This is a genomic window from Streptomyces sp. 8N114, assembly GCF_052245835.1.
Classification (GTDB): domain Bacteria; phylum Actinomycetota; class Actinomycetes; order Streptomycetales; family Streptomycetaceae; genus Streptomyces.
Map to the genome: position 1 here is coordinate 44261 of NZ_JBQQBT010000007.1, position 23872 is coordinate 68132.

24 protein-coding genes are annotated in these 23872 nt (G+C 70.8%); 13 read left to right on the forward strand and 11 right to left on the reverse strand.

Translation table 11 applies throughout. The features are described 5' to 3' along the window. Positions 1-9: 9 nt before the first annotated feature. A complete protein-coding gene (locus tag ACTWQF_RS16835; RefSeq protein WP_443280210.1) occupies positions 10-927 on the reverse strand; it encodes an ABC transporter permease in 918 nt (305 codons plus the stop codon). Beyond that, positions 924-2000 carry an ABC transporter ATP-binding protein gene (locus ACTWQF_RS16840; protein WP_443280211.1) on the reverse strand — a complete coding sequence of 359 codons (1077 nt, stop codon included), beginning with the start codon at positions 1998-2000 and terminating at the stop codon, positions 924-926. Before ACTWQF_RS16840 ends, ACTWQF_RS16835 begins: the two co-directional genes overlap by 4 nt. A 271-nt stretch (positions 2001-2271) precedes the next feature. On the opposite strand from ACTWQF_RS16840, the gene ACTWQF_RS16845 reads away from it, so the two are divergent. From ACTWQF_RS16845 to ACTWQF_RS16860, 4 genes are all read left to right on the forward strand, one after another. Continuing rightward, positions 2272-2388 carry a keywimysin-related RiPP gene (locus tag ACTWQF_RS16845; RefSeq protein WP_443280212.1) on the forward strand — a complete coding sequence of 39 codons (117 nt, stop codon included), beginning with the start codon at positions 2272-2274 and terminating at the stop codon, positions 2386-2388. A gap of 167 nt (positions 2389-2555) precedes the next feature. Next, the gene (locus ACTWQF_RS16850) at positions 2556-4484 is read left to right on the forward strand and encodes an asparagine synthase-related protein (RefSeq protein ID WP_443280213.1); all 1929 of its coding nucleotides are present in this window, start codon (positions 2556-2558) and stop codon (positions 4482-4484) included. Continuing rightward, complete coding sequence (locus ACTWQF_RS16855) at positions 4484-4738, forward strand: lasso peptide biosynthesis PqqD family chaperone (RefSeq protein ID WP_443280214.1); 255 nt, start codon at positions 4484-4486, stop codon at positions 4736-4738. Before ACTWQF_RS16850 ends, ACTWQF_RS16855 begins: the two co-directional genes overlap by 1 nt. Then, a complete protein-coding gene (locus ACTWQF_RS16860) occupies positions 4735-5166 on the forward strand; it encodes a lasso peptide biosynthesis B2 protein (RefSeq protein WP_443280215.1) in 432 nt (143 codons plus the stop codon). Before ACTWQF_RS16855 ends, ACTWQF_RS16860 begins: the two co-directional genes overlap by 4 nt. A 78-nt stretch (positions 5167-5244) precedes the next feature. Here the strand turns inward: ACTWQF_RS16860 and ACTWQF_RS16865 are convergent, their stop codons facing one another. Then, entirely contained in the window at positions 5245-5814 is a 570-nt protein-coding gene (locus ACTWQF_RS16865; RefSeq protein ID WP_443280216.1) for a transglycosylase SLT domain-containing protein, read from the reverse strand. Between the two features lie 961 nt (positions 5815-6775). Between ACTWQF_RS16865 and ACTWQF_RS16870 the strand changes: the two genes are divergently transcribed. Further along, positions 6776-8188, forward strand: coding sequence for an RtcB family protein (locus ACTWQF_RS16870; protein WP_443280217.1), 1413 nt, complete (start codon positions 6776-6778; stop codon positions 8186-8188). A gap of 29 nt (positions 8189-8217) precedes the next feature. Here ACTWQF_RS16870 and ACTWQF_RS16875 read toward each other — a convergent pair whose 3' ends face one another. Both ACTWQF_RS16875 and ACTWQF_RS16880 read right to left on the reverse strand, forming a co-directional pair. Beyond that, a complete protein-coding gene (locus ACTWQF_RS16875; RefSeq protein WP_443280218.1) occupies positions 8218-8739 on the reverse strand; it encodes an archease in 522 nt (173 codons plus the stop codon). 17 nt (positions 8740-8756) lie between these two features. Then, the gene (locus tag ACTWQF_RS16880) at positions 8757-9110 is read right to left on the reverse strand and encodes a hypothetical protein (protein WP_443280219.1); all 354 of its coding nucleotides are present in this window, start codon (positions 9108-9110) and stop codon (positions 8757-8759) included. A gap of 248 nt (positions 9111-9358) precedes the next feature. On the opposite strand from ACTWQF_RS16880, the gene ACTWQF_RS16885 reads away from it, so the two are divergent. Both ACTWQF_RS16885 and ACTWQF_RS16890 read left to right on the forward strand, forming a co-directional pair. Beyond that, positions 9359-9778: a CBS domain-containing protein gene (locus ACTWQF_RS16885; RefSeq protein ID WP_443280220.1), complete on the forward strand. Its 420-nt coding sequence runs from the start codon at positions 9359-9361 to the stop codon at positions 9776-9778. Between the two features lie 75 nt (positions 9779-9853). After that, on the forward strand, positions 9854-12079 hold the full coding sequence (locus tag ACTWQF_RS16890) for an SUKH-4 family immunity protein (RefSeq protein WP_443280221.1): 2226 nt from the start codon (positions 9854-9856) through the stop codon (positions 12077-12079). A gap of 3 nt (positions 12080-12082) precedes the next feature. Here ACTWQF_RS16890 and ACTWQF_RS16895 read toward each other — a convergent pair whose 3' ends face one another. Further along, positions 12083-12799, reverse strand: a complete 717-nt coding sequence (locus ACTWQF_RS16895; protein WP_443280222.1) for a TetR/AcrR family transcriptional regulator — start codon at positions 12797-12799, stop codon at positions 12083-12085. An 87-nt stretch (positions 12800-12886) separates the two neighbouring features. Between ACTWQF_RS16895 and ACTWQF_RS16900 the strand changes: the two genes are divergently transcribed. Together ACTWQF_RS16900 and ACTWQF_RS16905 are read left to right on the forward strand one after the other, a co-directional pair. Then, a complete protein-coding gene (locus ACTWQF_RS16900; RefSeq protein ID WP_443280223.1) occupies positions 12887-13687 on the forward strand; it encodes an SGNH/GDSL hydrolase family protein in 801 nt (266 codons plus the stop codon). Between the two features lie 141 nt (positions 13688-13828). Further along, a complete protein-coding gene (locus tag ACTWQF_RS16905) occupies positions 13829-15028 on the forward strand; it encodes an MFS transporter (RefSeq protein ID WP_443280224.1) in 1200 nt (399 codons plus the stop codon). Positions 15029-15057: 29 nt separating this feature from the next. On the opposite strand, the gene ACTWQF_RS16910 is transcribed toward ACTWQF_RS16905, so the two are convergent. Together ACTWQF_RS16910 and ACTWQF_RS16915 are read right to left on the reverse strand one after the other, a co-directional pair. Next, on the reverse strand, positions 15058-15813 hold the full coding sequence (locus tag ACTWQF_RS16910; RefSeq protein WP_443280225.1) for a dienelactone hydrolase family protein: 756 nt from the start codon (positions 15811-15813) through the stop codon (positions 15058-15060). A gap of 521 nt (positions 15814-16334) precedes the next feature. Next, positions 16335-17294, reverse strand: coding sequence for an AraC-like ligand-binding domain-containing protein (locus tag ACTWQF_RS16915; protein ID WP_443280226.1), 960 nt, complete (start codon positions 17292-17294; stop codon positions 16335-16337). A gap of 329 nt (positions 17295-17623) precedes the next feature. Between ACTWQF_RS16915 and ACTWQF_RS16920 the strand changes: the two genes are divergently transcribed. The 4 genes from ACTWQF_RS16920 (at position 17624) to ACTWQF_RS16935 (ending at position 19952) form a co-directional block, all read left to right on the forward strand. Next, positions 17624-18064, forward strand: a complete 441-nt coding sequence (locus ACTWQF_RS16920; RefSeq protein ID WP_443280227.1) for a hypothetical protein — start codon at positions 17624-17626, stop codon at positions 18062-18064. Beyond that, complete coding sequence (locus ACTWQF_RS16925; protein WP_443280228.1) at positions 18064-18951, forward strand: transcriptional regulator; 888 nt, start codon at positions 18064-18066, stop codon at positions 18949-18951. Before ACTWQF_RS16920 ends, ACTWQF_RS16925 begins: the two co-directional genes overlap by 1 nt. Beyond that, positions 18948-19499, forward strand: a complete 552-nt coding sequence (locus tag ACTWQF_RS16930; RefSeq protein ID WP_443280229.1) for a roadblock/LC7 domain-containing protein — start codon at positions 18948-18950, stop codon at positions 19497-19499. The genes ACTWQF_RS16925 and ACTWQF_RS16930 overlap by 4 nt, the downstream gene beginning before the upstream one ends. Before the next feature lie 78 nt (positions 19500-19577). Further along, positions 19578-19952, forward strand: a complete 375-nt coding sequence (locus ACTWQF_RS16935) for a hypothetical protein (RefSeq protein ID WP_443245779.1) — start codon at positions 19578-19580, stop codon at positions 19950-19952. Between the two features lie 115 nt (positions 19953-20067). Here the strand turns inward: ACTWQF_RS16935 and ACTWQF_RS16940 are convergent, their stop codons facing one another. The 3 genes from ACTWQF_RS16940 to ACTWQF_RS16950 all read right to left on the reverse strand — a co-directional run bounded on the left by ACTWQF_RS16940 (position 20068) and on the right by ACTWQF_RS16950 (position 23663). Beyond that, entirely contained in the window at positions 20068-20364 is a 297-nt protein-coding gene (locus ACTWQF_RS16940; protein ID WP_443280230.1) for a hypothetical protein, read from the reverse strand. A 167-nt stretch (positions 20365-20531) separates the two neighbouring features. Then, positions 20532-21350: an NPP1 family protein gene (locus tag ACTWQF_RS16945; protein ID WP_443280231.1), complete on the reverse strand. Its 819-nt coding sequence runs from the start codon at positions 21348-21350 to the stop codon at positions 20532-20534. 363 nt (positions 21351-21713) lie between these two features. After that, the gene (locus tag ACTWQF_RS16950; protein WP_443280232.1) at positions 21714-23663 is read right to left on the reverse strand and encodes a glycosyltransferase family 2 protein; all 1950 of its coding nucleotides are present in this window, start codon (positions 23661-23663) and stop codon (positions 21714-21716) included. Positions 23664-23872: the final 209 nt, after the last annotated feature.

Here is a 23872-nt window from a genome sequence, read left to right on the forward strand (position 1 = left end):
GTCCTCCCGCTATTCACGGCGGCCGAACCGGTACGCCGCCCAGCCGAGTGCGCCGGCCCCCACCGCCGCCAGGAGGCCCCATTCCAGGAGGACGGGGGGCCGCCGGCCCGCCCACTCCAGGCCCTCGGGCGCGGCCAGTCCGGGCACCTGGCCGGCGATGCAGCGGCGCATCGCGTCGACGGCGTAGGACAGCGGATTCAGCGCGGCGGGCACGGTCATCCACTGCGGAAGTGCGGTGAGGGGGAAGAAGACACCGGAGAGGAAGAGCAACGGCATCCCTACCGCGCCGAGCAGCGTGTTGAAGGTCTCGACGCTGCGGATGTGCACCGCCAGTGCCAGGGTGAGTGTGGTGTAGGCGAAGGCGGTCAGCACCATGCCCACGGTCAGCAGGAAGAACAACAGCGGCCGGTAGGGCACGCCGACCGCGCCGGAGACCGACAGCAGCATGCATCCCTGGGCCGTGGCCATCAGCGTGCCGCCCAGGCAGTGTCCGCACAGCAGCGTCGAGCGGCGCACCGGGGCCATGAGCGTCTCGCGCAGATAGCCGCTCTCCCGGTCCATGATGAGGCGGATACCCACGGACATGGCGGGAGCCTGCACGGTGAGTGCGAGCATGCCCGGGAAGAGGAACGTCTTGTAGTCGCCGCCCACGGTGTGGGACGGAATCAGAGCGGAGAGCCCGCTCCCGAGCGCCACCAGGTACAGCGCGGGTTCCAGCACGATGAGCACCGTATGGACGCGCAGGGACAGCAGCCGCAGACACTCCCGGTACACCAGGGCGTGCGCAGCCCGCAGTTCACGGCGCAGCGCTGAACCGGGCACGGGATCCGGGGCGGCAACAGACCCGGCGGGTTCAAAACCGTCACCGGTCCAGGTGGTGACGGTTGTATGGGTGGTGGGAGTACGTGAGGCGGGCTCGGTGCTCATGGGCGCTCCTCACTTCCGCACGCGGCCGGAGCTTCGGCGGCGCTCACGCCGATGCTGCGGCCCGTGTGGTGGAAGAACACATCGTCCAGCGTCGGCGGTGTCGCCGTGGCCGCGTACACGGTGACGCCCCGCCGGGCGAGGGCTCCGCAAAGCCGCGGGAGCCAGGCACTCGCTTCACGGACGCGCAGGGTGACGCCCTCGCCGTCGGTCGGGTGCGGGGCCTCTGACGGGCGAGGGAACCCAGGGGCGTCCCGGCCGTCCGGGATGCCGCGGACGGTGAGCGCGTCGCGCAGCTCCGGTGTGTCCCGCGCCACCTCCCACACCGCGGCGTTGTCGCTTGTCCGCAGGTGCAGTTGGTCCCGCCCGATGGCCGCCTTCAGCCGGTCCGGGGTTCCGGAGACCACGATGCGGCCGTCGTCGATGATGGCGATGCGGTCGCAGTGCTCGGCCTCTTCCAGGTAGTGCGTGGTGACGAACAGCGTGGTGCGCCGGCCCGCGCGGAGCGAGTTGAGGTGTTCCCAGATCTGGACCCGGGCGTGCGGATCCAGTCCTACGGTGGGCTCGTCCAGGAACAGCACGCGGGGCTGGTGCAGCAGCCCACGCGCGATCTCCAGCCGGCGCCGCATGCCCCCGGAGTAGGTGCGTACCGGCTGGCGGGCCCGCTCCGCCACTCCGGCGAGCTCCAGCAGGCCGGCCACGCGTCGGCGTGCGTACCGCCGGGAGAGCCCGTACAGGCGCGCGTGCACGTAGAGGTTCTGCTGCGCCGTCATGCCGTCGTCCAGCGAGCTGGTCTGGAAGAGGTACCCCACACGCTGCCGTACGAGCCGGGCCTCGGCCGCCACTTCGGCACCGTGCACCCACGCGCGGCCCGCGGTGGGGGCGGCCAGTGCGCACAGCATGGCGATGGTGGTGGTCTTTCCCGCACCGTTGGGTCCCAGGAACCCGAAGGTCTCGCCGGGGGCCACTTCCAGATCCACCCCACGCACCGCCTCGACCGGTACGCCGCCGCTGCCCCTTCCCGCGTACGTCTTGCCCAGCCCGCGTGCCTGAACGGCGTACGTGCTGTCGCCCACCGGCTCCCACCATCCTCTTCTTGCGTGCGGATGACGCGAGAACTTCCCTTCGCGGCCGGAGGCATCCCGGCAGCCGCGCAAACACACTCGTCATGGTCATACGGAAGTGATGCGTCGATGCACACGGCGCTCTTGTGACGGTCGTACTTCGACTCCAGTCCACCTCGCACGCCCGTGCCGCGCTGTCTCGTCACCGGCGCGCCGGGGCAGTTCCTCCGAGGCGGCACTGCCGCAATCCGTCGACAACGGAAAGGGAAAGGAGGTGAGCGAGATGCGCCGCGCATACGAGCGCCCAACCCTGATGCTTGTCGGTTCCTTCCGTCGGGTCACCGGCGCCAAGACCACGGCATCGCCCGACTTCCTCGGGCAGCACAGCCTCCTGCGCTGACCGAAGACCGGCGCAGCCGGGCCGAACGGTCGGCCCGGAGGAACTCGAAGCAAGTGGTGGTGGGCGGCGAGAACCGCCCGCCACCGTCAGAAGCCCGCCGCCTTCCGGTCATCAGGCGGAGCAGGGCCGTCAGGCCACGTAGACGGAGCCGGAAGGAGGGGGCGCACATGGCTCGGGAGCCGGCTGGATTCGCCGCAGCCCCACTGTGGTTCGCGGTGTTCCCCGACTGCGCGTCCGCCGCGCCGGCTGCCGCACGGTTGCGTCGGTTCGCCGACTGCTGTCTGCCCCACCCCTCGGGCCGCCCCTTTCTGCTGGGACGCCGGCCAGGGGCACACGAACCCGGCGCCGAGACGGTTTGCGCGGCACGGGGCGGCGATACGGTGCTCGCGCTGGTCGGTCAACAAGGCGCCGGCGCGGCTGCCCTGGACGAAGCCGCGGCCCGTATCCGTACCACCGAGGAAGCCGCGGCGTACGCTTCCGGCGTCTCCGGGAGCTTCCACCTGGTGGCCTCCGTAGCCGGGCGGGTGCGGGTACAGGGCACGCTGAGCGGGCTGCGCCGGGTGTACGCGGCCGAGGTGGCGGGTGTCACGGTTGCCGCGGACCGGGCCGACGTCCTGGCGTACCTCACCGGCGCGGGTCTCGACGACCGACGCCTCGCCCTCCACCTCCTCACCCCGGCGTTGCTGCCTCCCTTGACCGAACGCCCGGTGTGGCGAGGGTTGCAGTACGTCCCGCCCGATCACTTCCTGCTGTGCGACCAACAGGGCCGCGCCCGGCAAGTGCGCCACTGGTCGCCGCCCGACGCCCGCCTCCCGCTCTCCGCGGGCGCCCCCGCACTGCGCGCGGCACTGCACGCCGCCGTCGCGGCCCGGACCACGGGGCGGCCTGTGGTCAGTTCGGACCTCAGCGGCCTCGACTCGACATCGCTGTGCTGTCTGGCCGCCCGGCAAGAAGAAACACGCGTGGTGGCCTTCACCGCGGCGTCCCCTGACCCCCTCGACGACGATGTGACGTGGGCGTTCCGTACGGCTGCTGCCGTACCCGGCGTCGAGCACCACCTTGTACCGCACCAGGACATGCCGACGATCTACGAAGCACTGCCGGGTATGCGGGAGCCGTTCGACGAGCCGTGTGCCGTCATCGCGGATCACGCGCGCTGGCTCTCGCTCACCCGCCGGGCGGCAGCGGCGGGTTCGGCGCTGCACCTGGCCGGTTTCGGAGGGGACGAACTGCTCATCGCCAGCGCGGCTCATCTGCGCACACTCCTGCGCCGCAGCCCGTGGACAGCAACGCGCATGCTGCGCGCCTACGCGGACGCCAACCGATGGTGCCGCGGACACGTACTGCGGCAGCTGCGTACCCAGGACTCCTACCGGAGTTGGCTGGAGTCGGTGACCGGTTCGCTCACCGATCCGCCGCCTCCCCTGGAACGTCCGGGGCTGAGCTGGGGCGAGCCACCACGCTTGGTGCCCTGGGCCACCGCGGACGCCGCCGACGCGGTACGCGAGCTGATCCTTGAGGCGGCACCCCACGCGGAGCCGGTCTCGGCCCATCCCGGAGTCCACGACGATGTGACCGGCCTGCGCTACGCGGCACGACCGCTCCGCCAGATCGGCCAACTCGCGCTGCGGGACGGGACGGCACTGGCCGCCCCCTACTGCGACGACGCAGTGCTTAACGCCGTACTGGCGGTACGACCCGAACACAGACGCACTCCCGGGAGCTACAAGCCGCTCCTGGTGGAAGCCGTACGCGGCGCCGTCCCCGACGAGAGCCTCACCGGGCGGACCAAATCGGTCACCAACAGCAATCCGGACGGGGCCCTCCGAGCACATCGCGACCAACTGGCCACCCTGTGGGAGGACTCCCGGCTGGCCCGCAGCGGACTGATCGACACGGCAGCATTGCGGGAGATGTGCGCCGGCCCGCTCCACCACCATGCTCACGATCTGCATGGCGGGCTCTACCAGACGCTGGCCTGCGAGCTTTGGCTGCGCTCCCTGGAGGGGCCCCCGGCCTCCGACCAGCCATGGGGGCACCCCCTGCTCGAAGAGCTTGGGGGAACACCCGTCACCGACACGGAAGCGAGGCCCTGATGCTCAAGCTGCGATCCGGCGTGTCCTGCGCCGACACCGACGACGGTATCGCCCTCCTCGACGAGGACAGCGGGCAGTACTGGAACCTCAACCTCACCGCAGCGCTCGTCCTGCGCACCCTGCTGGACGGCGGCAGCCCACAGCTCGCAGCACAGCGGCTGAGCGAGACGTACGAGGTGGACGACGACAGCGCCCATCAGGACGTGCAAGCGCTGGTCGAGGCCCTTGCCTCCACCGGACTGGTCGAGCGGTGACACCGCGACCGGCACCCACCACACGGGCCGACCCGCTTCCCCTGCCCTGGCGGCGCCGCGCTCTCGCCCGGCTCGCGGTCCGCTGCGCTCTGTTGCTGGCCCGCATGCCCCCGCGCCGTATCCGCGCCGTCCTCACCCTCGTGCGGCGCGGCGCCCGGCCCGCCCGGTATGCCGAGACCTTCGCTGCGCGGGAAGCGGTCAACGCCGTGAGTCCCGCCTGCGCCGGCCCGGAAGGCTGTCTGCCCCGCTCGCTGGCCACCGCACTGCTGTGCCGCGTGGACGGCCGCTGGCCGGTATGGCACGTAGGAGCGCGACGGCTGCCGCCGTTCGCCGCGCACGCCTGGGTGGAGGCCGAGGGCGCCCCGGTCGGCGAGGACCATCCACCGGACTACTTCCGCGCCTTCTTCACCGTCGGACTGGACAAGTGAATGCGAAGGAGCGGGTGGGAGGTGTTCCTCCCACCCGCTCCTGTTCGCATGCGCGGGGGCGTGTGTTTATGTCGTGGCTCAGTAGGCGGAGTCGACGTTGTCCATGGTGCCGTAGCGGTCGGCGGCGTAGTTGCAGGCGGCGACGATGTTGGCTACGGGGTCGGTGAGCTTATTAGGGGTGCCTTCGACGTGGTAGCGGTCGAAGGTGGGCTGGATCACCTGGAGCAGGCCCTTGGAGGGGGTGCCCTTCTTGGCGTTGATGTCCCAGTCGTTGATCGCGTTGGGGTCGCCGGCCGACTCGCGGATGATGTTGCGCTTGATGCCGTCGTAGGAGCCGGGGATGTCGTGCTTGGCCATGATGGCGCGTGCCTCGCGGATCCAGCCGTCCAGGTTGTCCGCGTACTTGCCGTCGGCCTGCTGGTCGTCCGCCTTCTGCGCCTTCTTTGCGTGTGCGGCCTGCATGCTCACGTGCTGCGCGGTCGAGGCGGCGCTTTCGATCGCTGCGGGCTTGGCGGCGGGCTTGGCGGGGGCCTGGGTGGCGTGGGCGGTGCCGGCCAGCGCGGTGGCGGCGATACCGGCCGCGCCCAGCGCGGTCAGGCCGGTGGTGGCGATACGGGCGGGCTTGAGGGTACGCAGGGCGTTACGCATGCGAGCGGGGAGCCTTTCGTGGGGGGACGTTCCGGCCGCGCGTCCCGGGGGTGGTGCGTTGTCCCGGTCTTGTCGCGGCCTGGCACCCACCCTGGGAACCGGCTCCCCCGCCCGGCAAATATGTGACGTACGATCCAGAATCGGAACAATCCGGACAGAGGGTCGACCGCTCCCCGCCTGCCCCAGGTCAGAGCGACGCAGACATACGAAGCTGCTTCGTAAGTGATCTGGGTCCTATGGGCGCCCTCACATCCAGCGCCTCCGCACCCTGCTTGCCGGATGCGTACCGGTAGCAACTCCTTGCGCAGGGTTACCGCTTCTCGCGCCTCACAAGCCGCCTCACAAGCCGCCTCACAAGCCGTCTCGCCAGCGCCTCGCGACCGCGTCGCAGATCCTCTTTCCGCGGGTCGGCGCCGGGGGAGGAATCGGGTCCGGAGCCGGTCCGGGTTCGGGGCCCGGGGTGGGGGGCTGCGGATTCGGCGGTATGGGGTCGGGCTCAGGGCGCGGCGGTTCGGGCGGCACCGGGTCGGGCCCTGACGGGGGCGCCGGCCCCGGCGCGGGCCCGGGCCCCGGCCCGGGCGATCCCGGGCCCGGTCCCGGAGTGGGGGGCTCGGGTTCTCGACCGGTCGGCGGGAGATCTTCGTACGGGGCGGTCATGGCGGTCTCGCAGCCAATCACTGTGCGGATACGTAACGTGAACGGCCCGGCCCGGGAATCCACTGCCCCGGCCGCGAGCCGTTGGGACAGCATCGATATCTCACCTTCGGGTAGCCGGGGGCGCGCGGCGTGAAACCGGGTGCGTACGGGGTGGGCGCCGCGTACCGCCGGGGCATGTTCCCGCGCGGGGTGGTTACTCCGTGGGGCTGTCGAGGCTGTGCCGACACGGACCCGGCGCCCACCGCGGGCGCGGGCACGCGGGCGGGGGACCGGAGGGGATCGGCAGGCCGGTCAGGAGGCCACGATGGAGTATGTGCAGGAACGCCCCTACCGCTTCCGGCTGGAACCACGGGACGGGATGCGGGCTCCTGGAGTGGTGTTCGCCTCGCAGGAGCTGGTGCGGGACGCCGAGAAATCGCTGGAGCAGGTCGCCAACGTGGCGACACTGCCGGGCATCGTCGGCGCCTCCTACGCCATGCCGGACATTCACTGGGGCTACGGCTTCCCTATCGGCGGAGTGGCCGCCACCGACGTTGCCGACAGCGGGGTGATCTCACCCGGCGGCGTGGGCTTCGACATCTCCTGCGGGGTGCGGCTGCTGGCCGCCGACTGCGACCGGCAGGCCCTCGAACCGACGCTGCAAGCGGTGATGGACGGGCTGGGCCACGCGATCCCCAGGGGTGCGGGGCCGGGCGGGGTCTGGGAGCCCGATGGCCGACGGGAGCTGGAATCCGTGCTGGAGGGCGGCTCCCGGTACGCCGTGGAGCAGGGCCACGGCGACGAGCGGGATCTGCGGCGCTGCGAGGACGGCGGGGCCGTGGCCGACGCGGACGTCGGCCAGGTGAGCGAGCGGGCCCGCGAGCGCGGACTGGTGCAGGTCGGCAGCCTCGGTTCGGGCAATCACTTCCTGGAGGTCCAGCAGGTCGCCGAGGTCTACGACGAGCCGGTCGCCGCCGCGTTCGGACTGGCCCGGGACCAGGTGTGCGTGATGATCCACTGTGGTTCGCGCGGGCTCGGTCACCAGATCTGCACCGACCACGTGCGGGCGATGGACAACGTCATGGCCCGGTACGGCATCCAGGTGCCGGACCGGCAGCTGGCCTGTGTTCCGGTCGACTCACCCGAGGGCCGCGCCTACTTGGGGGCGATGGCCGCCGCGGCGAACTACGGCCGCGCCAACCGGCAGTTGCTGGCCCAGGCCGCGCGCCGGGTGTTCCGCCGCACGGCGGGCGCCGGGCTCAGCCTCGTCTACGACGTGTCGCACAACCTCGCCAAGATCGAGAAGCATGCCGTGGACGGCGAGGAACGGCAGTTGTGTGTGCACCGTAAGGGCGCCACCCGGGCCTTTCCGCCCGGTCACCCGGAACTGCCCGAGGACCTGCGCGGCGTCGGCCAGCCGGTGCTCATCCCCGGCACGATGGGCACCGCCTCCTACGTCCTCACCGGCGTCACCGAGGGCGACGCCTTCCACTCCACCTGCCACGGCGCGGGCCGTTCCCTCAGCCGGCACCAGGCCGCACGGACCATCGGCGGCAAGCAACTGCGGGCACGACTGGAGGCGGACGGCATCGCGGTCCGTCCGCTGTCCCCCCGCAGTCTGGCCGAGGAGACACCGGAGGCGTACAAGGACGTCGCCGCGGTGGTGGAGGCGAGCGAAGGTGCGGGGCTGTGCCGCAAGGTGGCCCGTCTGGTCCCGCTCGGCGTGGTCAAGGGGTGAGCCCGCCGGGGGACCGGCAGCAGCCTCCGTCAGACGTCGACCGTGACCGCGCACGACCACCCGGACGGGTCCTGCGCCAGCCGCAGTTCGTTCCACGAGACGCCTTTCGGCGGTGCACCGATGACCGGCACCGATCCCAGGTCCGTCACCGACAGCCGTACGTCCGCCGCCACTTCCCGGCCGGACTCGGTCTCCGGGCCGGAATCGGTGCCGCCGGTGCCGCCGGTTTCCGTCTCGACGGCCACCGGTACTTCGCCGTGCACCTCCAGCCGGAAGACGATCTCGTCCAGCAGCGTGGCCAGCAGGTCCGCGTCACTGTTTCCCGCCACGCGTACGCGCCGTACGGAGTGCGCCTCGGCCCCGGAGCGGTCGGCGAAGCAGTCGACCATGCCGAGCACCGCTTCCGCCAGGCACTGCTCCCGGTCGGCGCCCCATGCCTCGATACGTACGTCAGCCGTGTGCGACACCGCGCGATGACCGCGCTCCTCCCGTTGCCGGGACCGCCTGTCACCGTCTGCCGCCTCGTCGGCATCTGCCGTCTCGTCGGTCATGGGTACCGCCTGTCCTCTCAGCGGCCGTGATCCGGCACAAGGTTTTTCGCTGCCTGCGCGTCCCGTACCGATACCGCGATGCGGGCGAACGGGGCCTTCCCGTACGTCTCGACGACGACGACCGGCTTCCAGGGATGGACCGCGACGAAGTCCTGCCCGTCCTCGTGCCGCCACACGCCGAGGTGCGCCATGCCGGGAACGTAACTGGTCCGCTTCGGCTCGCCCCGCAACGGCCGCCACCAGGCGGACGCCTCCTCGACCCGCGCCACCGCGGACAGCGGCACCCGGATCTGGCGGTGCCCTGTGGCGATCTTCTCCCACCAGGACGGTCGGACGACCAGGTCGTCCCCGTTGATCAGCAGCCGTGCCATCGCTTCGGTCCGTCCTCTGCCGTGCGCCTGTGCGCCCCGTGCACCTCATCGCCAGGCTTCTCCCTCCCAGGCTGGGGGCTGTTCACCAGCTCCGCACTCCGGAGGCATCCGGGACGCGTGCGGGACGCATTCGGGAAGCGCCATCAGGTGTAGGACCCCGCCCCGCTGGCAACGCACGGGGGGCGAAGACGGCCCCGTGGCGGCAGCACGCCGCCGCGCACCGTAGCGCAAGCAGTCAGGAGAAGATCATGGCCCAGCAGATCAGCGAAATCATGACGGCCGATCCGATCACCGTCACGCCGCAGACCGATATCGGCGAGATAGCCCGCCTGATGCGGGACGAGGACTTCGGCGAGGTTCTGGTCAGCGAGCAGGACCACCTCCGCGGCGTCGTCACCGACCGGGACCTCGTGATCCGTGCGATGGCCGACGACCGTGACCTGCACTCCACCAGGGCCCAGGATGTGTGCAGCAGCGACGTCGTCACCTGTGCGCCGGACGCGGGGATCGACGAAGCCGTGCGGTTGATGCGCGAGCACGCGGTCCGCCGCCTGCCCATCGTGGACGGCGACGAACTCGTGGGCACGGTCACCATCGGTGATATCGCTCTCGAACGCGACCCCGACTCCGCGCTCGCCGACGTGAGCTCCGCCCAGCCGAACCGCTGACACCGCACCCATGAGCCGGGCCGCCTGCGGAGCTGCCGAGGACGGCCCTTAGAGTGCGGCGCCATGATCCCCTTCATGGCGCGGCAGAGGTTGCCCGGTCGGCTGTACTCCGCCTTCCACGCCGTCGGCCTGGAGTGGCCCGACCTGCCGCTGGAGCGGTACGCGGCGCTTGCTCGCACCGCGCGAGAGGCCGGTTCCCGTACAGCAGACGGGACGACGGGCGGAACGGCGGGCGGAACGGCGGTGCGTCAGCTTGCCGCCCAGGCCCGCGTACTGGAGACCTTCGTCCGGGTCATGTCGGAGACGGAGAACGCCTTCCACGAGGACCTGGAGGAGCTGACCGAGGCACACGGCGGGCCGTTCGGCATCGCCCGCCACCGCGACGCCCCCTGTGTGGCGGAGGTGCGCGAACGCTGGCGCGAGCACGCTGCCGCCACGGTCGGGCACGCTGCTCGGGTGCGTACGGAGCACGTGCCGCTGGCCGTGGAACTGCTGGAGAGCACAGGTGCGGTGCCCTTGGCGCCCGACTACGCGGACGTGGATGCCTGCCCCTGGCTCCCCGGCCACGCGGCAGTGGGTGCGTACGACGGTTCACACACCCTCACCGCAGGACGCGGGCCCGCGGCGGAGGCTCTGCTGCGCTGGAGCGGGGACCTGTGCGGCCCTTCCGTATGTGTGCTGACGGGCGCCGCGGGAGCGGGGAAGACACATCTGCTGTCGTGGTTCACGGAGTCCACGTTCAAGGACTGGTCGAGCCCCTGCGCTGTCGGGGGCCCGGCCCGTGCGGCTGCCGTCTCCGTCGCCGGCCGCGACGCGGCGGAGTGCGCCCGTGTCCTGCACGCCCAGTTCACCGGCGACAGATCCGTTCCCGAGGACCCCGACTGCCGGGCGCTGCTCGCCACGGTGGCCGGGCGTGGCGAACCTCTGATGGTCACGGTCGCCGACCTCGACGCCTGCGCCGAATCCGCCCGGCTCGTCGAGCAGTTGATCCAACCTCTCGCGCAAGTGCCGGACGTGCGGGTGCTGGTGGAGGCCCGTGATCCCGAGGTTCTGGCGCGGATCCGGCATGTGGTGCTCGACCTGGACGATCCGCGGCTCACCGACCCCGCGTCCTTTGCGGCGTGGTACGAGGCGGAGGCGGCCACGTTGCCCGGCACTTCGCCTTTCGCGCCCGCCGAGACGTACCCGAACGTGGGGCTTGCCGCCGTCGCCGCCCGGGCGCGGGGCTCCGCCGTCGGTGCACCGAGCGCTGCCGTGGCCGAGCAGGTGTGCGCGGCATGGCTCGACGGTCTCGGCGCACCGGCCCGTGACGCGGCGGCGACGCTCTCCCTCGCCCAGGGGCCGATGACCGGCTCGGTGTGGCGGCTGTTGCACTGCGCTCGGCATCCGGACGACCCCGAGGCGGCGTCCGCGGCGGTGGACGCGGTTGCCGCGGCACTGCCTACCGTGGAGCCCGGCATCCCGGTGTACGCGCTGCGCCCCGCCTGCCTCGCGCAGGCGGCGGCCCGCTGCCTGCCGCCGCTCCCGGGCGGTACCGCGGCGCACCATCGCGACGCCGTCGCCGTCATGGCGGGCTGGCCCGTGTCCGAACGGCTCGGACCCGCCGACTACGTCACGGATCATCTGCCCACCCATGCGCGGCTCGCCGGGCTGACCGACCCCTGCGGCATACCGCCCCGCGCGCCCTGCCGTCCACCGGTGCGGGTGACGCGTGCGCTGCTGGAAGAGGTCTTCGGCGAGGAGGGACTGCTGAGACTTCCTCCCTCTCTGCTCCACCCCGGGATGACCCACGAGCCGACCCGGCGCTTCCTGACCGAGGTCGGGATTCCGGTCGGCGGCATCGACCCGCACTTCTGGGCGGACACACCGCTGCGCTGCCACATCCCGATCAGCGAGGAACCGGCCTGGCAGGAGGTGTCCGAGCAACTGCGCGCGGCGGAGGGCCTGCCGGGCCCCCTCGAAGCCCTCTTCCATCTGGACTTCGTGGCGTACGGCGATCTGCTTCTCGACGGCCGTACGGGCATTGTGCACGAGGTCGACGAGGGGCTCGAGCGGGTGCTGCCCGCGCACCGCGATCTGGAGTCCTACACGTATCTGCTGTACGCGCTCCACCGCGGCCTGCGGCGCTGGCGCGTGGGGGCGAAGGATGCGCATCGGGACGCGGCGTACTGGGTCGCCGATGACCTCGTACTCGACCTTCGCACGTACGATCCGTTGCCGTTCGCGGACCCGGAACGGATCTGGGCGGGGCACTTCGACGACCTGGCCTACGGCATCTGGAGCCCCGGCACACAGGAGTGAGGGTCACCTGCGGGTGTCCGAGGGGCGCTCGGGAGAGGGGTCCGGGAGGGCGAGCCCCGCGGTGACCGATCGCGCGGCGCTGTCGGCCGCGTCGCCCGCTGCCACGGCGAAGTCCCGCAGCATGCCGAAGAGGACCTCGCCGGGGGAGTGCTCGCCGATGATGTACCCGGCGCGGGTGAGCTGGGCCAGGCCGTGCATCTGGCTGAACAGCTGCCGTGCCAGCAGGTCCGGGTCCACATCCGGGCGGAAGCGGTGCTCCTCGGCGCAGCGCCGGATCGCGTCGCGCGGCAGCTGCAGCAGGTAGGACCCCATCCGCCGGTCCTCCTCGTCGAGTTCGAAGCGCGCCAGTGTCGAGGCGCCGAACATGACGGCGTACACGTCGGGTTCGGCGCGTGCGAACTCCTGGTAGCTGCGACACAGACCGGCGAGCCGGCCGACCGGGTCGGGCCCCGGTTCGACGGCCTCGGCATGCGCGTAGAACCGTTGGAACCCCTCGCGGATCACCTCTCGTACGAGACCGGGCATCGAACCGAAGTGGGTGTAGACGGCCATCGTGGAGGCGCCCACCGCCTTGACCAGGCGCCGGGCGCTGAGTGCGGCCGGGCCCTGTTCGGCCAGGACTCGCGCTGCTTCGTCGAGAAGGAGCCGCCGCAGAGCAGTTGGCTCCTTCTTCTCAGGCTTCTCCCGTTTTCCTGTCGCCACAGGCTTTCCGCTTGACACGGGCTCAGCATAACGCTGTTATCGTTCCCTGGTGCTGTTCATAACGCTGTTATGGCGGTGCGGTGCGTCGTCCCAGGGAGGCCAGTCGTGAGCGCGCAGTCAGCAGAAAACCTCAACTCCGCCGCAACACCCGAACCGGAGCGCCGGTCCGGCCGGAAGAAGCGGCCGGCGCACCCGAGCGGCCACCGCACCCTCCGCCTGCCGGCCGCCGCCGGTGACACCCACGGAACAGCGCCGGCCCCCACGCAGGACGGCCCGCCGCTGCGGCTGGCCGTCATCGGCGACTCCCTCGCCGCCGGCGTCGGTACGGACAGCCACCGCGAAGCGCTCTCGGGCCAACTCGCCCAAGCCCTCGCCGGGATGACGGGGCGCCCCGTCTCCTGGCGGGTCACCGCCAAACCCGGAGCGACCCTCACCTCGGTACGCCGCAGCCTGCTGGCGGGACTCACCGATCCGGCCTGCCGCTGGCGCCCCGACATCGTCCTGGTGGCAGCGGGATCGAACGACGCGCTGCGCATGCGCCGGCCCCGCGTCTTCCGGCGGGACGCCGACCGCCTGGTCCGCGACATCCGGCTGCGGCTGGGCGGCGACATCCCTCTCGCATTCGCCGGCCTGCCCAGCCTGGACCGCGTCGAGGCGCTGCCGCGGCGCGTGAAGATTCCCGCGAACGTCTACGTCCGGCTGCTGGAGCGCCAACTCAGGAGCCTGCCCTCCCGACACCCGCAGGTCTTCCACCTGCCCACCGACGGCCCCCCTCCCTTTCCGGGTGACTGGTTCGCGGCGGACCGCTTCCACCCTTCGCCGGCCGGATACCGCGTATGGGCCCGGGAACTGGCCGCAGGCGTCGCCACCCTGACCGAACTCGCTCCACCACCCGCCCCGGCCTGACCGCGATCCGGTCCCGCACCACGCGCCCCTGCACCACGCGGTGCCCCGCCGGCGCGGCCGGGGCCGTGTTCGGCCTGTCGGCCGAATTGGCGCGGTGATCTGTCTACCGGTGGGTAGCGGAGGGCCATACGCTGTCCGGCCATGACGGACGCACGGATGCGCCACGGCAGGGCCGCGCTCGCCTTCAGCTTCTTCGCGCAGGGCGTCGCTTTCGCGCTGCTGGTGACCCGCATCCCCGCCGTACAGGACCGGTACCGGATATCGGACGCCCTGCTGCCCGTTTTCCTCGCTGCGGTGCCGGTGCTCGCAGGTGCCGGGAGTGTGGGCGCGGAGCAACTGGTGAAGCGCGTACGGCCGAGCCGGGTCCTCCGCTGGTCGCAGCCCGTGGTGCTGCTGTCGCTGCTGGGGGTCGGTGCGGGCGACGGGGTGGTCCAACTCGCGGTCGCGCTCGGCGTGTTCGGGCTCGCCGTCGGGGCGCTGGACGCGTCGATGAACATGCTCGGGGTCAGCCTCCAGCACACGTACGGGCGCAGCATCATGCTGGGCTTCCACGCCGCGTACAGCCTGGGCGGGATCTTCGGGGCGACGGTGGCCTGGCTGGGGGCACACGGGGATCTGCCGCTCCTGGCGTCGTATCTGCCGGTGGCCGCCGTTCTGCTGCCCGCTGCGCTGGTGGGCAGCAGATGGTACGTGGACGCGGCCGTGCCGGATCCGAGGGCCGGGGGAGAGCGGCCCGCGAAGGCGGGGGAGGCGGCGGTGTCGTTCCGGTTGCTGCTGCCGCTGTGTCTGGTGATGACCTTCGCGTACATCGGGGACTCCACCGTCTCGAACTGGAGCGCGAAGTATCTCCAGGACGTGCTGGGCAGTTCGGAGCAGCTGGCCACCGTTCCGTACAACGTCTACATGGCGACCACGCTGATCGGCCGCTCGCTGGGGGACCTGGGGGTACGACGGTTCGGCGCCGCGGCCGTCGTTCGGGCGGGCACGCTGCTGGCAGCGCTGGGGTTCGCCACGGTTGCGGTGGCCCCGGGGGCGTGGACCGGCATGCTCGGCTTCACCCTGCTCGGACTGGGCCTCTGCGTCCTGGTACCGCAGACCTTCGCGGCGGCGGGCCGGCTCTTCCCGGGTGCCTCGGACGCGGCCGTCGCGCGGCTCAACATCTTCAACTACGTCGGTTTCCTCGTCGGATCACCGCTGGTGGGGGCGCTGGGTGACGCGTGGAACTACCGCGCCGCCATGCTGGTCCCGATGGCGCTGGTGCTGGTCACGCTCGTGTACGCCACCTCGTTCACGCCCCGGCAGCCGGCTGCCGTGCCTGATTCCCGCCCGACCCGCGCCTGATCCGTCGCTTCAGCCGGTTGGCAGCGTCGTCAGCGGGCCGACAGCGTTCCGGAGAGGAGCGACAGCAGCCGGTCCCAGTGCCGTTCCAGCGCCGCCGGGTTGAAGGCGGCGGTGTCGGCCATCGTGAAGCCGTGGGCCGTGCCCGGGTAGATCTCGGACGTGTAGTCGACACCGGCCTCGTTCAGCGCCTTGTTCAGCGTGGCTACTTCGTCGGGCGTCATGGAGGCATCGTTCTCGGCATGCCCGAGATGCAGCCGTGCTGTGATCTGCCCGACGACACGGTGCGGGCTGTCCGGCGCGTCGGTGACGAGATGGCCCGCGTGGAAGCTGCCCACGGCGCCCACCCGCTCCGGATGCGCGGCGGCCGTACGCAGGGCCAGCATGCCGCCCAGGCAGTAGCCGGTCACCCCCGCCTTCCCGTCCCGCACCTGCGGCTGCCGCGCGAGAAAGTCGAGGTAGGCGCCGGCGTCCCGGACGGCTTTCTCGGCCGTATGGGACTCCATCATGGGAAAGACCTGGCCCAGGAACGCCTCCCGCTCCTCAGTCCTGCTCAGATCGGGCACCTCGACCACGGGGGCGCGGCCGTGCCGGTAGAAGACGTTGGGGGCCAGTACGTAATAGCCGTGCGAGGCCAGCTCGGTGACCATCGCCTTGATCACCGGCCGCAGCCCGATGATGTCCATGTAGAGGAGCACGCCGGGGTAGCGGCCGTCCTCCCTCGGACAGGCGGCGTAGGCGTCGGCCGTGCCGTCCGGGGTGGGAATGTCGACGGTCCGGAAATGCATGGGCGGCCCTTCCTCGTGGATAGCTGCTTCGGACAGTTGTCGCTTGCCGTCCTATCACCGCAGCCCCGGAGCGAGCGGCTCAGGGTCGGAAAGGGCTGCTCGGCTCCGGCTCCGGCTCCGGATCGGGATCGGGATCGCGTTCCGGATCCGGATCCCGTTCCTGGGAGGACGTGATGCAGATGTAGCCGTAACTCGTGTCTCCACGACTCAGGGCCTTCCGCCGGGCTTCCGCTGCTTCGTCTTCGCAGCCTTCCGGTACGTCCACGTCCTGAACCCCCGGCGGCGACGACTGTCCGCCGTGCGAGTCGCCGTCCCGCTCCGGGCTGTCGGGTTCGAGTACAACAGTGGCGGTCCCGCCTGCGACGACGAGGACCAGCCAAATCCCACCGGCCCACCACCATGCGCGCCGCCTCTGCGTCATACCTCAGACCCCGAGATCCCAAGTTCGAAACTTTGGGCGAAGTCTGCCATTGCCGGTGCCAACTCGCAGGTGCAGCCCCGACCTTGGCAGGCGGGGTGGTCTAGCCGTCGGCCTGGTGTGCTCGATGCCGATAGTCGCTCGGGGTGGTGCCGTACGCAGCGCGGAAGGCGCGGGTGAAGTCCCCGGGGCGGGGGAAACCCCAGCGGGCCGCGATGGCATGGATGGGTGTCCGGCGTTCCCGGGGGTCGGCGAGGTCCTGGCGGCAGTGTTCCAGCCGCCGGTTCCGGATCCAGGAGCCGATGCTCGTGCCGTGCTGCTGGAACAGCCGGTGCAGGGAGCGCAGCGAGATGTGGTGCGCTGCCGCGACCTCGCCGGGGGTGAGAGTGGGGTCGCCCAGCCGGCGCTGCACGAACGCGGTGACGCACAGATACAAGGCGCGCTGCCGGGAGTCGGCCGGGATCTCCGCCGCGCGGTCCAGATGGTCCGCGAGCACAGCGGCGGCCAGATCGAGGGCGACGGTGCCGAGCCGGGCGGCGTCCTGCGTGGTGCGGCTGTAGCCGTCCCGTGCCATACGGGTCAGGAACTCCGCCAACAGCCGGCCGGTCCCCTGAGTGCCCGGGAGCGGGCGGGCGATGACCCGATCGAGTCGGTGGGCGCGCAAAGGAAGCACCCGGCGGGGGATCTGGAGGAGGAGCGCCTCGCCGTCGGCGTACGAGTCGAAGGGACGCGAGCTGTCGAACAGCAACAACTCGCCTGGCCGAGCAGAAGCGTTGCTCCGGTTCTGTTCGATGACGTGGGGACCGGAACGGGCGAGGGCGAACTGGAGGCACTCCGGGTCCGAGACGCGGATCAGTCTCTGTGTGCGGATCGAGCAGAACGAGGAGTAGGCCATGCGGGATATCTGCACGGGTCCCAGTGACGCCGTCGCGAACGAGCCGCGGAAGGTCTTGATGCCGACGAGTCGGAAGTCGGTCGGCATGACCGCGTCCCGGATGATCTCCTCCCATGCGGAGAGAGCGTCTGCCTTCGGGAAGTGCTTGCTGTCGAAGACCTTCTCCACGATCTTCCTCCGTCCCCCTCCGTTATGACAGTCCCGCCGTTGTGACCGGTCCCGGTCCACTGTCCGTCTCACAGCCCCTGTCTGGAAGCGGTCGGCGTGGTGGTGCGGTCTCAACTGACGCAGTAGGTTCCATTTTCTGTCAGCTCCGCAATCAAGCAGTCAATTCGCTAGGGGCTCTGATCAATCTCCCTGTGGTCTTGGCATGTTCCTCAGGAAAATGCCGGAACGGGCACGGACTGCCGGGCAGATGCGTAGTCTGAGCCTCACTGTCCGTGGCCGGGCGGTGCCGGTGGCGATGCCGTGTACCGCGCAGGGGAGGGGAGTGCAGCGTGCCCGGAATCGACGAATGCCTCCTGGAGGCGATGCGATTACCCGGCGCACGCAGTGCCGCCGTCGTCGACTGGGTCAGCGGGCTGGCGCTGGGTGTCGCCGGGGACCCGCCCGGCGGCGACTACGAGGCGACGGCCTGTGAGACCGCCGAGCTGGCCAGGATGGTCGCCGAGTACCGTTCATTCGGCCCGCTCTCCGTGGCCGGCCCCCCGACCGGAACCACACCGGCGGCTCCCGGCCCGACCGCGCGGCATGCCGGGACGGCACCGGCCGTCGAAGACATCATCACGACGAACAGCGACAGCTACCACCTGCTGCGGTTCGTGACCGGCGCGCTCGACGGCACCCTCTTTCTCCACCTGTGGCTCGGCCGGGACGAGGGCAATCTCGCACTGGCGCGGATCCGGCTGGCGGAGATGGCGGGGCGGATGGTGCTCTGATGCGAGACACCGTCCCCGTCCCCTGGGACGCGGAGCGTCCGTTATCGGCCCCGCCTGTAACGCGTAGGGCCGACTCGGAGCACTCCGCGCCGGACCGTCCGCTACTGCACCGGCTGGCTGCGGAGCGCGCCACCGGCGCCTTCACCCGGGCAGGCGGCACCCTCTTCCTCCGCGACGGCCAGGTCGTGCACGCGGAGAGCCCGGCCGCGACGGGGCTGGACGTGTTGCTGACCCGTGGCTGCGCGCTGTCGCAGGAGCGCTGGGAGGCGGCGCTGACACAGGCTGCGCGTGAAGGGTGTGTGGCGCAGCACCTCGTGGCGTCGGGCCAAGTGCCCCTCGGAGTGCTGGAACTGTGCCGGCGCACGGCCCTGTACGACGCGGCGTTCTTCGTCCTGGCGCCGAGTGGGGGACCGGGACGTTTTCGGCGCAAGGTGCGGGACCCACTGGGTGCCGGCGGCGGTGTCACGCCGGCGGCCGTGCAGGGGGAGACCGTTCGTCGCCTGGCGCTTCTGGACCGTATCTGGCCGGACGCCCGCACAGATGTGCTGCCCCCTGCGCCGACGGCCGTGGGTGGTCGGCTGCGCATGGTGCCGGACCGGCAACTGCGGACCCTGGAACTGGCTGACGGGACCCGTACGGCCACCGAGATCGCGCGGGTGTTGGGCCGGCCCGCCTTCCACACTCTCGTGGAACTGCGCCGACTGGCGGCCGGCGGGCTGGTCGTCCCGGCACAGTCCGCCCGCCCGGAGGGCGATGCTGCCGAGGGCGCCGCCCCCGCCGCCCCTGCCGAGGGCGGAACGCCCGTCGCCGCATCGCCGGTGCACGGGTTCGCGGATCCGGACGTCGCCCTGCTGCGCAGGCTCAGGGACGCGCTGGAGGCACTGTGATCAGAGGATTCCGTCAGCGTGCCGAGAGGAGAGTGCTGATGGCGGCGGAGGCGGCCGTGGTCGGGGAACTTCGGGGGTTACGAGCCAGGGTTCCGCAGGTGGGCGGGGCGTTGGCGGCGACCGTCGACGGACTGGTCCTGGCCGAGGACATCCCGCCGGCGCAGACCGGGCAGCAGCGGCCGGAAGCGGAGCCGCTGGCAGCGCTCACCGCCGCCGCGCTCGGCCTCGCGTTCCGGATGAACGAGGCGACGGGACGCGGCGCTTTCCGCGAACTGCTGATCCACGGGGAGCTCGGCTACGTCGCCACCTACGCCGCCGGACCGGCCGCCGTGCTCACGCTGCTCGCGGACGACCGCATCAATGTGGGGCGACTGCACCTGGAGGGACGTCGTACGGCGGGCCGCATCGGCGAACTCCTGGCCGAGGCCCAGCTCTCCGCACCTCCGCACCCCACCGCCAACGCCTCGCCGCCCGACGGCAGGCCCCCGCTGGACCGCCGCCGGCTGCCGCTCGAACGGCGCCGCCGCGGCTCTCCAGCGCCGGAGTGAGCCCTCCGCCCCGGAGCACGGCCACCGAACGACTGCACCAGGCCGGACAACACATCGACGAAAGGACAGCACGCCACCATGTCGAACACCGACGCCTCCCTCAAGGAAGCGATGAGCAGCATCGACGGCACGATCGGGGTCGCCCTGGTCGACTACACCAGCGGTATGGCGCTGGGAACGCTCGGCGGCGGCAAGGACTTCGATCTGGAGGTCGCCGCGGCCGGGAACACCGATGTCGTACGCGCCAAGCTGCGCACGATGGAGCTCCTCGGCCTCAAGGACGAGATCGAGGACATCCTGATCACACTTGGCAGGCAGTACCACTTGATCCGCCTGCTGCGGGCCAAGAGCGGCAACGGCCTGTTCCTCTACATCGCGTTGGACTCCGCCAAGGCGAACCTCGCCATGGCACGGCACCAGTTGCGCAAGATCGAGGCGAGCCTGGAGGTGTGAGGCTACTCGCGGGTGAACCGGCACAGGCAGCCGTACGCGCCGCGGCGCAGGCGCGCGGCGCGTACGGCAGAGTCGGTGCCGCCCGTGGGGGTTACTCCGTCACCACACCCAGCGTCTACAGGATTCCGTAGACGCCGACGCCGAGGATGGCGATGCTGCTGAGGACCAGCGCCGCGGTCAGCCAGGGGTTGGTGCGGAAGCGCTTCGGTACGCCTATGCAGCGCAGTCTCCAGACCGCGACGACGACGGCGAGCAGGAAGACGCCGCCGCCGATGCCCCCGATCTGCACCATCAGGACGGGGGACTGGACCCATAGGAAGAAGCAGGTCCACACCAGCGGCAGGGTCCAGGTGAGGATTGCGGACAGTGCGGGTGCGGGACCGGTCCTGCCGTCCGGCTGGACCCTCGTCACTCATGGCGCTGCCGACCCTGCGGACGTGGAGAAGTTCACCGAGCGGGGCGTGCGCGTGGTGCGGGCCGGTCGCGGAGTCGGGGCCGGAGTCGGCAGTGGCCCACCGACACCTTTCACAGGCGGCAACGGGCCCCGACGCGGATTCCGGACCCTGTCCGGGCGCTCCCTCAGCCGTTGGGGTCGAAGGGTATGCCGTCCGGTTTCGCCTCGGACAGATGGCTGTTGAAGGTGCCGTCCTTGATGCCGAGCGTGGCGCTGCCGAAGTCGGCTCCGGCCAGCGTGTCGCGCAGGCCCTCGGGGTAGCCGTCCCAGCCGACCAGGGTGGGGAACTGCCAAGCGCCCCGGTGGTTCTCGGGCGGCTCGTCCCCGCCGTCGTTCTTGGCCGCCCGGAAGCAGTGCGTACTCACCCCGTCCTTGTGGTAGACGACCTTGGGATGGGTGCCCTCGAAGGGCAGCGCTTCCTTGCTGTGCACGGTGAATCCGCCATGGTTGGAGGTCGAGACGTACTCGGCCTGGTCGTTGTGGACCCAGACCACGACGTGCTCCCAGTCGTGCCGGTGCCCGGCGCTGCCGCCGCCCAGTGCTGCCTGGTCCTTCTCGAAGTAGGAGGCGTAGGCGACGGCGCACCAGTCGTTGTTGCACTTGGTGCGGGCGTATCCGTTGGTGTTCTCCAGGTCGGACGCGTCGTGGCAGTTGCCGTTGACGTCACCGCCGATCTCCAGGCCCGGGGCGATGGTGCCGTCCGGGCCGATGGCAGGCGTCGCGTAGCAGCCGTCCGTGTCGTAGTCGTAGGCGGGCTGGAACTTCCGCTCCATCTCTGTCGCGTTCGCGGGCAGCGCCTGCGGCGGATCGGCCAGCGCCGTACCCGGCAGCGCGACGACCAGAGCAAAGGCCCCGACCACGACGGCCGGGGCCTTCCTGCCCCATCCTCCGACCCGACGGGGCCGGCCTGCAGGGGCGTCATGCACGGTGTTCGCCTCTCTCATGTGCGCACTCCACGGTGGGGGGTGAGTTGCTCGGCTCACGCTGCCGTGAGTCGGCGCACCTGCCAAGAGGGACGAACGACGTTGTGGGTCACCGCACTTCGCTTCGGAACAGCGCGGATCAGCTCGGCGGATCAGCCCGGATCAGCCCGGATCAGCTCGGATCAGTTCGGATCAGCACTGAGCCCGCGGCATCCGCTGTGCGGCGACCGCATTGGCCCCCTGTCCCCCCTGCCCCCTGTCTGTCCCCCTGCCCCCGGTGGACCGGTTCTGGTGCTCGGCACCCGGAAGTGGGCACAACTCACGGGCCGGCGGCGCACTCGGCTCGCCGGCCCGTCATCCCCCGGGGGCGTCAGGTGTGAGACATCAGGCTTTCCGCCGGGAGAGTCTGCGGCGCAGGCCGCGGGTGAGGCGCACCCGGTCCACGTGGAGGGTGAGCGGGGTGCCGGACTCGGGCTTGGCGTACATCTGCACCAGGCCGCGGCGCCAGCGTGCCCCACCGGGCGGCACGACCGGCTGCTCCAGGGGAAGGGCGCAGCGCCAATTGGCGGCGGCTATCAGGAAAGTTGCTGTCCACCGGCCCCGGGGCAGGGAGTCGAGGGGCAGTTCTGCCAAGAACCCGCCGTCCTGGAGGACCACGGGAAAGTCGGATGTGGCATCGGCGGTTTCCAGACGTACGACGGCGGTTCCCGGCGGCGGAGCGATGAGGTTCGTCGTCCCGCGTATGTGCAGGGCCGGGCCGCGCCAAGCAGCCGCTTCGGGCTCAAGGCGGAGTTCCTCGCCGAGTTGGGCCGCTGAGACATGCTGGAGGCGCACGGTGAGATTGCCGAAGGCGGTGGAGTAGAGCCTGGCCGTCCGTATGCCGCCCGCGCCGTCGTCGGACAGGCAGCTGACAGGGCACTCACCGGCGTCCGGGTCGCGCTGATTGCCCAGCCGTACGGTTTTGGCGAGCCCGTTCACGGTGTAGCGCAGATACAGATCCCAGAAACCGTCGGCCAGCGGTTCGTCGGTCCCGTCGCCGCTGAGGAGGTCGAAGTCGGCTTCGAAGGAATCCCCTTCGACGCGGATATCGGCGTGGTGGGTCCTGCTGTCCTTTCCGCGGTGCTCCAGGAAAATCTCGACGGTCCTCCCGCCGATGTGCTGGGCCTCGCTCAATCCCGCATGACCGCGCAGCCGCAGTCGGGTGCCGGTGAAGGAAATCGAGGACACGTAGTGGATGACGGCGAGGTGCTCCGTCACGTCGAAGCACGCGGCGGGGCTTGTGGAACAGGCTTCGCGTTCCACTGGATAGTGGGCCAGCGCCCGTCCCTGGGAGATATGAATGCGGAACGGCATATGGCTGTCGGCCCGGTGAGTGTGGTCCAGGAGCTCTTCCAGATTGCCGTGCTGGGTGAGATGACAGCGCAGGCGCTGGACCGGGGAGAGCCGGGGCCAGAAGGAGTCGGAGTCGTGATCGGTGACGAGTTTCTGCATGCGGTTGAACTCGCGCTGCTGGACCGCGGATTCCGTCTCATTGCCGAGGAATCGAAAGGCGCCCTTCAACTCCACCTGGAAGTGCCGCTCCAGCAGGGCATCGCGTCGTGGTCCCGGCTCCAGCTCGGTCCGAAGCAGCTCACACACCCGGTGGAGCGAGTCGAGGACCGGCTCGGTCTTGTTGGTGAGGGTCAGATGCTGGCCGTCGGGGCGGCGTACGAGGTAGTAGCAGTCGTAATCCGCGACCACGGAAATGCGGCGTGCGCGCAAGTAGGCGAGCGCCGTGAAGGGCTGGTCCTCGCCGATCCGCAGGCTGGTGTCGAAGCGAAGATGCAGCCGGTCGAGCAGCTCTTTGCGGAAGAGCTTCTGAACGGAGAGCGCCCAGTAGACCCGTGAGGTGAACAGGTCGGCGTCGGGCTGGTTGGCCCGGAACATCGAGCGCGGCACCCCGCGTCCCACCGAGGCCATCTTGCCGAGTACGACATCGGCACTGTTCTCCTCGGCGGTGGTGGTGAGCCGCTGCAGCGCCTCCGGTGCCAGATAGTCGTCCGCGTCGAGGAAGAACACGTACCGCCCGCTCGCCAGGTCCAGGGCTCGATTGCGGGGGACGGAGGGACCGCCGGAATTCTCCTGATGGAGCACCCGCAGCAGCCGCGGGTGCCGTTCGGCCAAGAGATCCAGTTCGGCTGCGGTGCCGTCCGTGGAACCGTCGTTCACGACGATCATCTCTATGCGACCGGGGTCGAGAGACTGGTGCGTGACCGAGGCGATACAGCGCTTGAGATAGGGGAGCGCATTGTAGGCGGGAGTTATGACGCTTACGAGATTGTTCGAGTCATCCATGGACAGACGGTGCCCATCGGGACGTACCCCTGCCAGGGGGGCGCCGCGTTCGGGTGAATCGGGCGCTCCGCTCGCCAGACTCGGAACGGAGAGTAGGTCCTTGCGGACTCTGAGTTGCGAGGCTCCCGCAATCACCGCCCCACTCGCCCGGCACACGCGCTGTCCCACCCGGAATTCGCCCTGCGCAACTGCGTGCTTTCGCCCGGTGG

Bases quoted from the DNA above. Each gene is read 5' to 3' on its own strand.
- ACTWQF_RS16835 (WP_443280210.1), bottom strand. From the start codon at position 927: ATGAGCACCGAGCCCGCCTCACGTACTCCCACCACCCATACAACCGTC.
- ACTWQF_RS16845 (WP_443280212.1), top strand. From the start codon at position 2,272: ATGCGCCGCGCATACGAGCGCCCAACCCTGATGCTTGTCGGTTCCTTC.
- ACTWQF_RS16850 (WP_443280213.1), top strand. From the start codon at position 2,556: ATGGCTCGGGAGCCGGCTGGATTCGCCGCAGCCCCACTGTGGTTCGCG.
- ACTWQF_RS16855 (WP_443280214.1), top strand. From the start codon at position 4,484: ATGCTCAAGCTGCGATCCGGCGTGTCCTGCGCCGACACCGACGACGGT.
- ACTWQF_RS16865 (WP_443280216.1), bottom strand. From the start codon at position 5,814: ATGCGTAACGCCCTGCGTACCCTCAAGCCCGCCCGTATCGCCACCACC.
- ACTWQF_RS16870 (WP_443280217.1), top strand. From the start codon at position 6,776: ATGGAGTATGTGCAGGAACGCCCCTACCGCTTCCGGCTGGAACCACGG.
- ACTWQF_RS16875 (WP_443280218.1), bottom strand. From the start codon at position 8,739: ATGACCGACGAGACGGCAGATGCCGACGAGGCGGCAGACGGTGACAGG.
- ACTWQF_RS16880 (WP_443280219.1), bottom strand. From the start codon at position 9,110: ATGGCACGGCTGCTGATCAACGGGGACGACCTGGTCGTCCGACCGTCC.
- ACTWQF_RS16885 (WP_443280220.1), top strand. From the start codon at position 9,359: ATGGCCCAGCAGATCAGCGAAATCATGACGGCCGATCCGATCACCGTC.
- ACTWQF_RS16890 (WP_443280221.1), top strand. From the start codon at position 9,854: ATGGCGCGGCAGAGGTTGCCCGGTCGGCTGTACTCCGCCTTCCACGCC.
- ACTWQF_RS16905 (WP_443280224.1), top strand. From the start codon at position 13,829: ATGACGGACGCACGGATGCGCCACGGCAGGGCCGCGCTCGCCTTCAGC.
- ACTWQF_RS16910 (WP_443280225.1), bottom strand. From the start codon at position 15,813: ATGCATTTCCGGACCGTCGACATTCCCACCCCGGACGGCACGGCCGAC.
- ACTWQF_RS16925 (WP_443280228.1), top strand. From the start codon at position 18,064: ATGCGAGACACCGTCCCCGTCCCCTGGGACGCGGAGCGTCCGTTATCG.
- ACTWQF_RS16935 (WP_443245779.1), top strand. From the start codon at position 19,578: ATGTCGAACACCGACGCCTCCCTCAAGGAAGCGATGAGCAGCATCGAC.
- ACTWQF_RS16945 (WP_443280231.1), bottom strand. From the start codon at position 21,350: ATGAGAGAGGCGAACACCGTGCATGACGCCCCTGCAGGCCGGCCCCGT.
- ACTWQF_RS16950 (WP_443280232.1), bottom strand. From the start codon at position 23,663: ATGGATGACTCGAACAATCTCGTAAGCGTCATAACTCCCGCCTACAAT.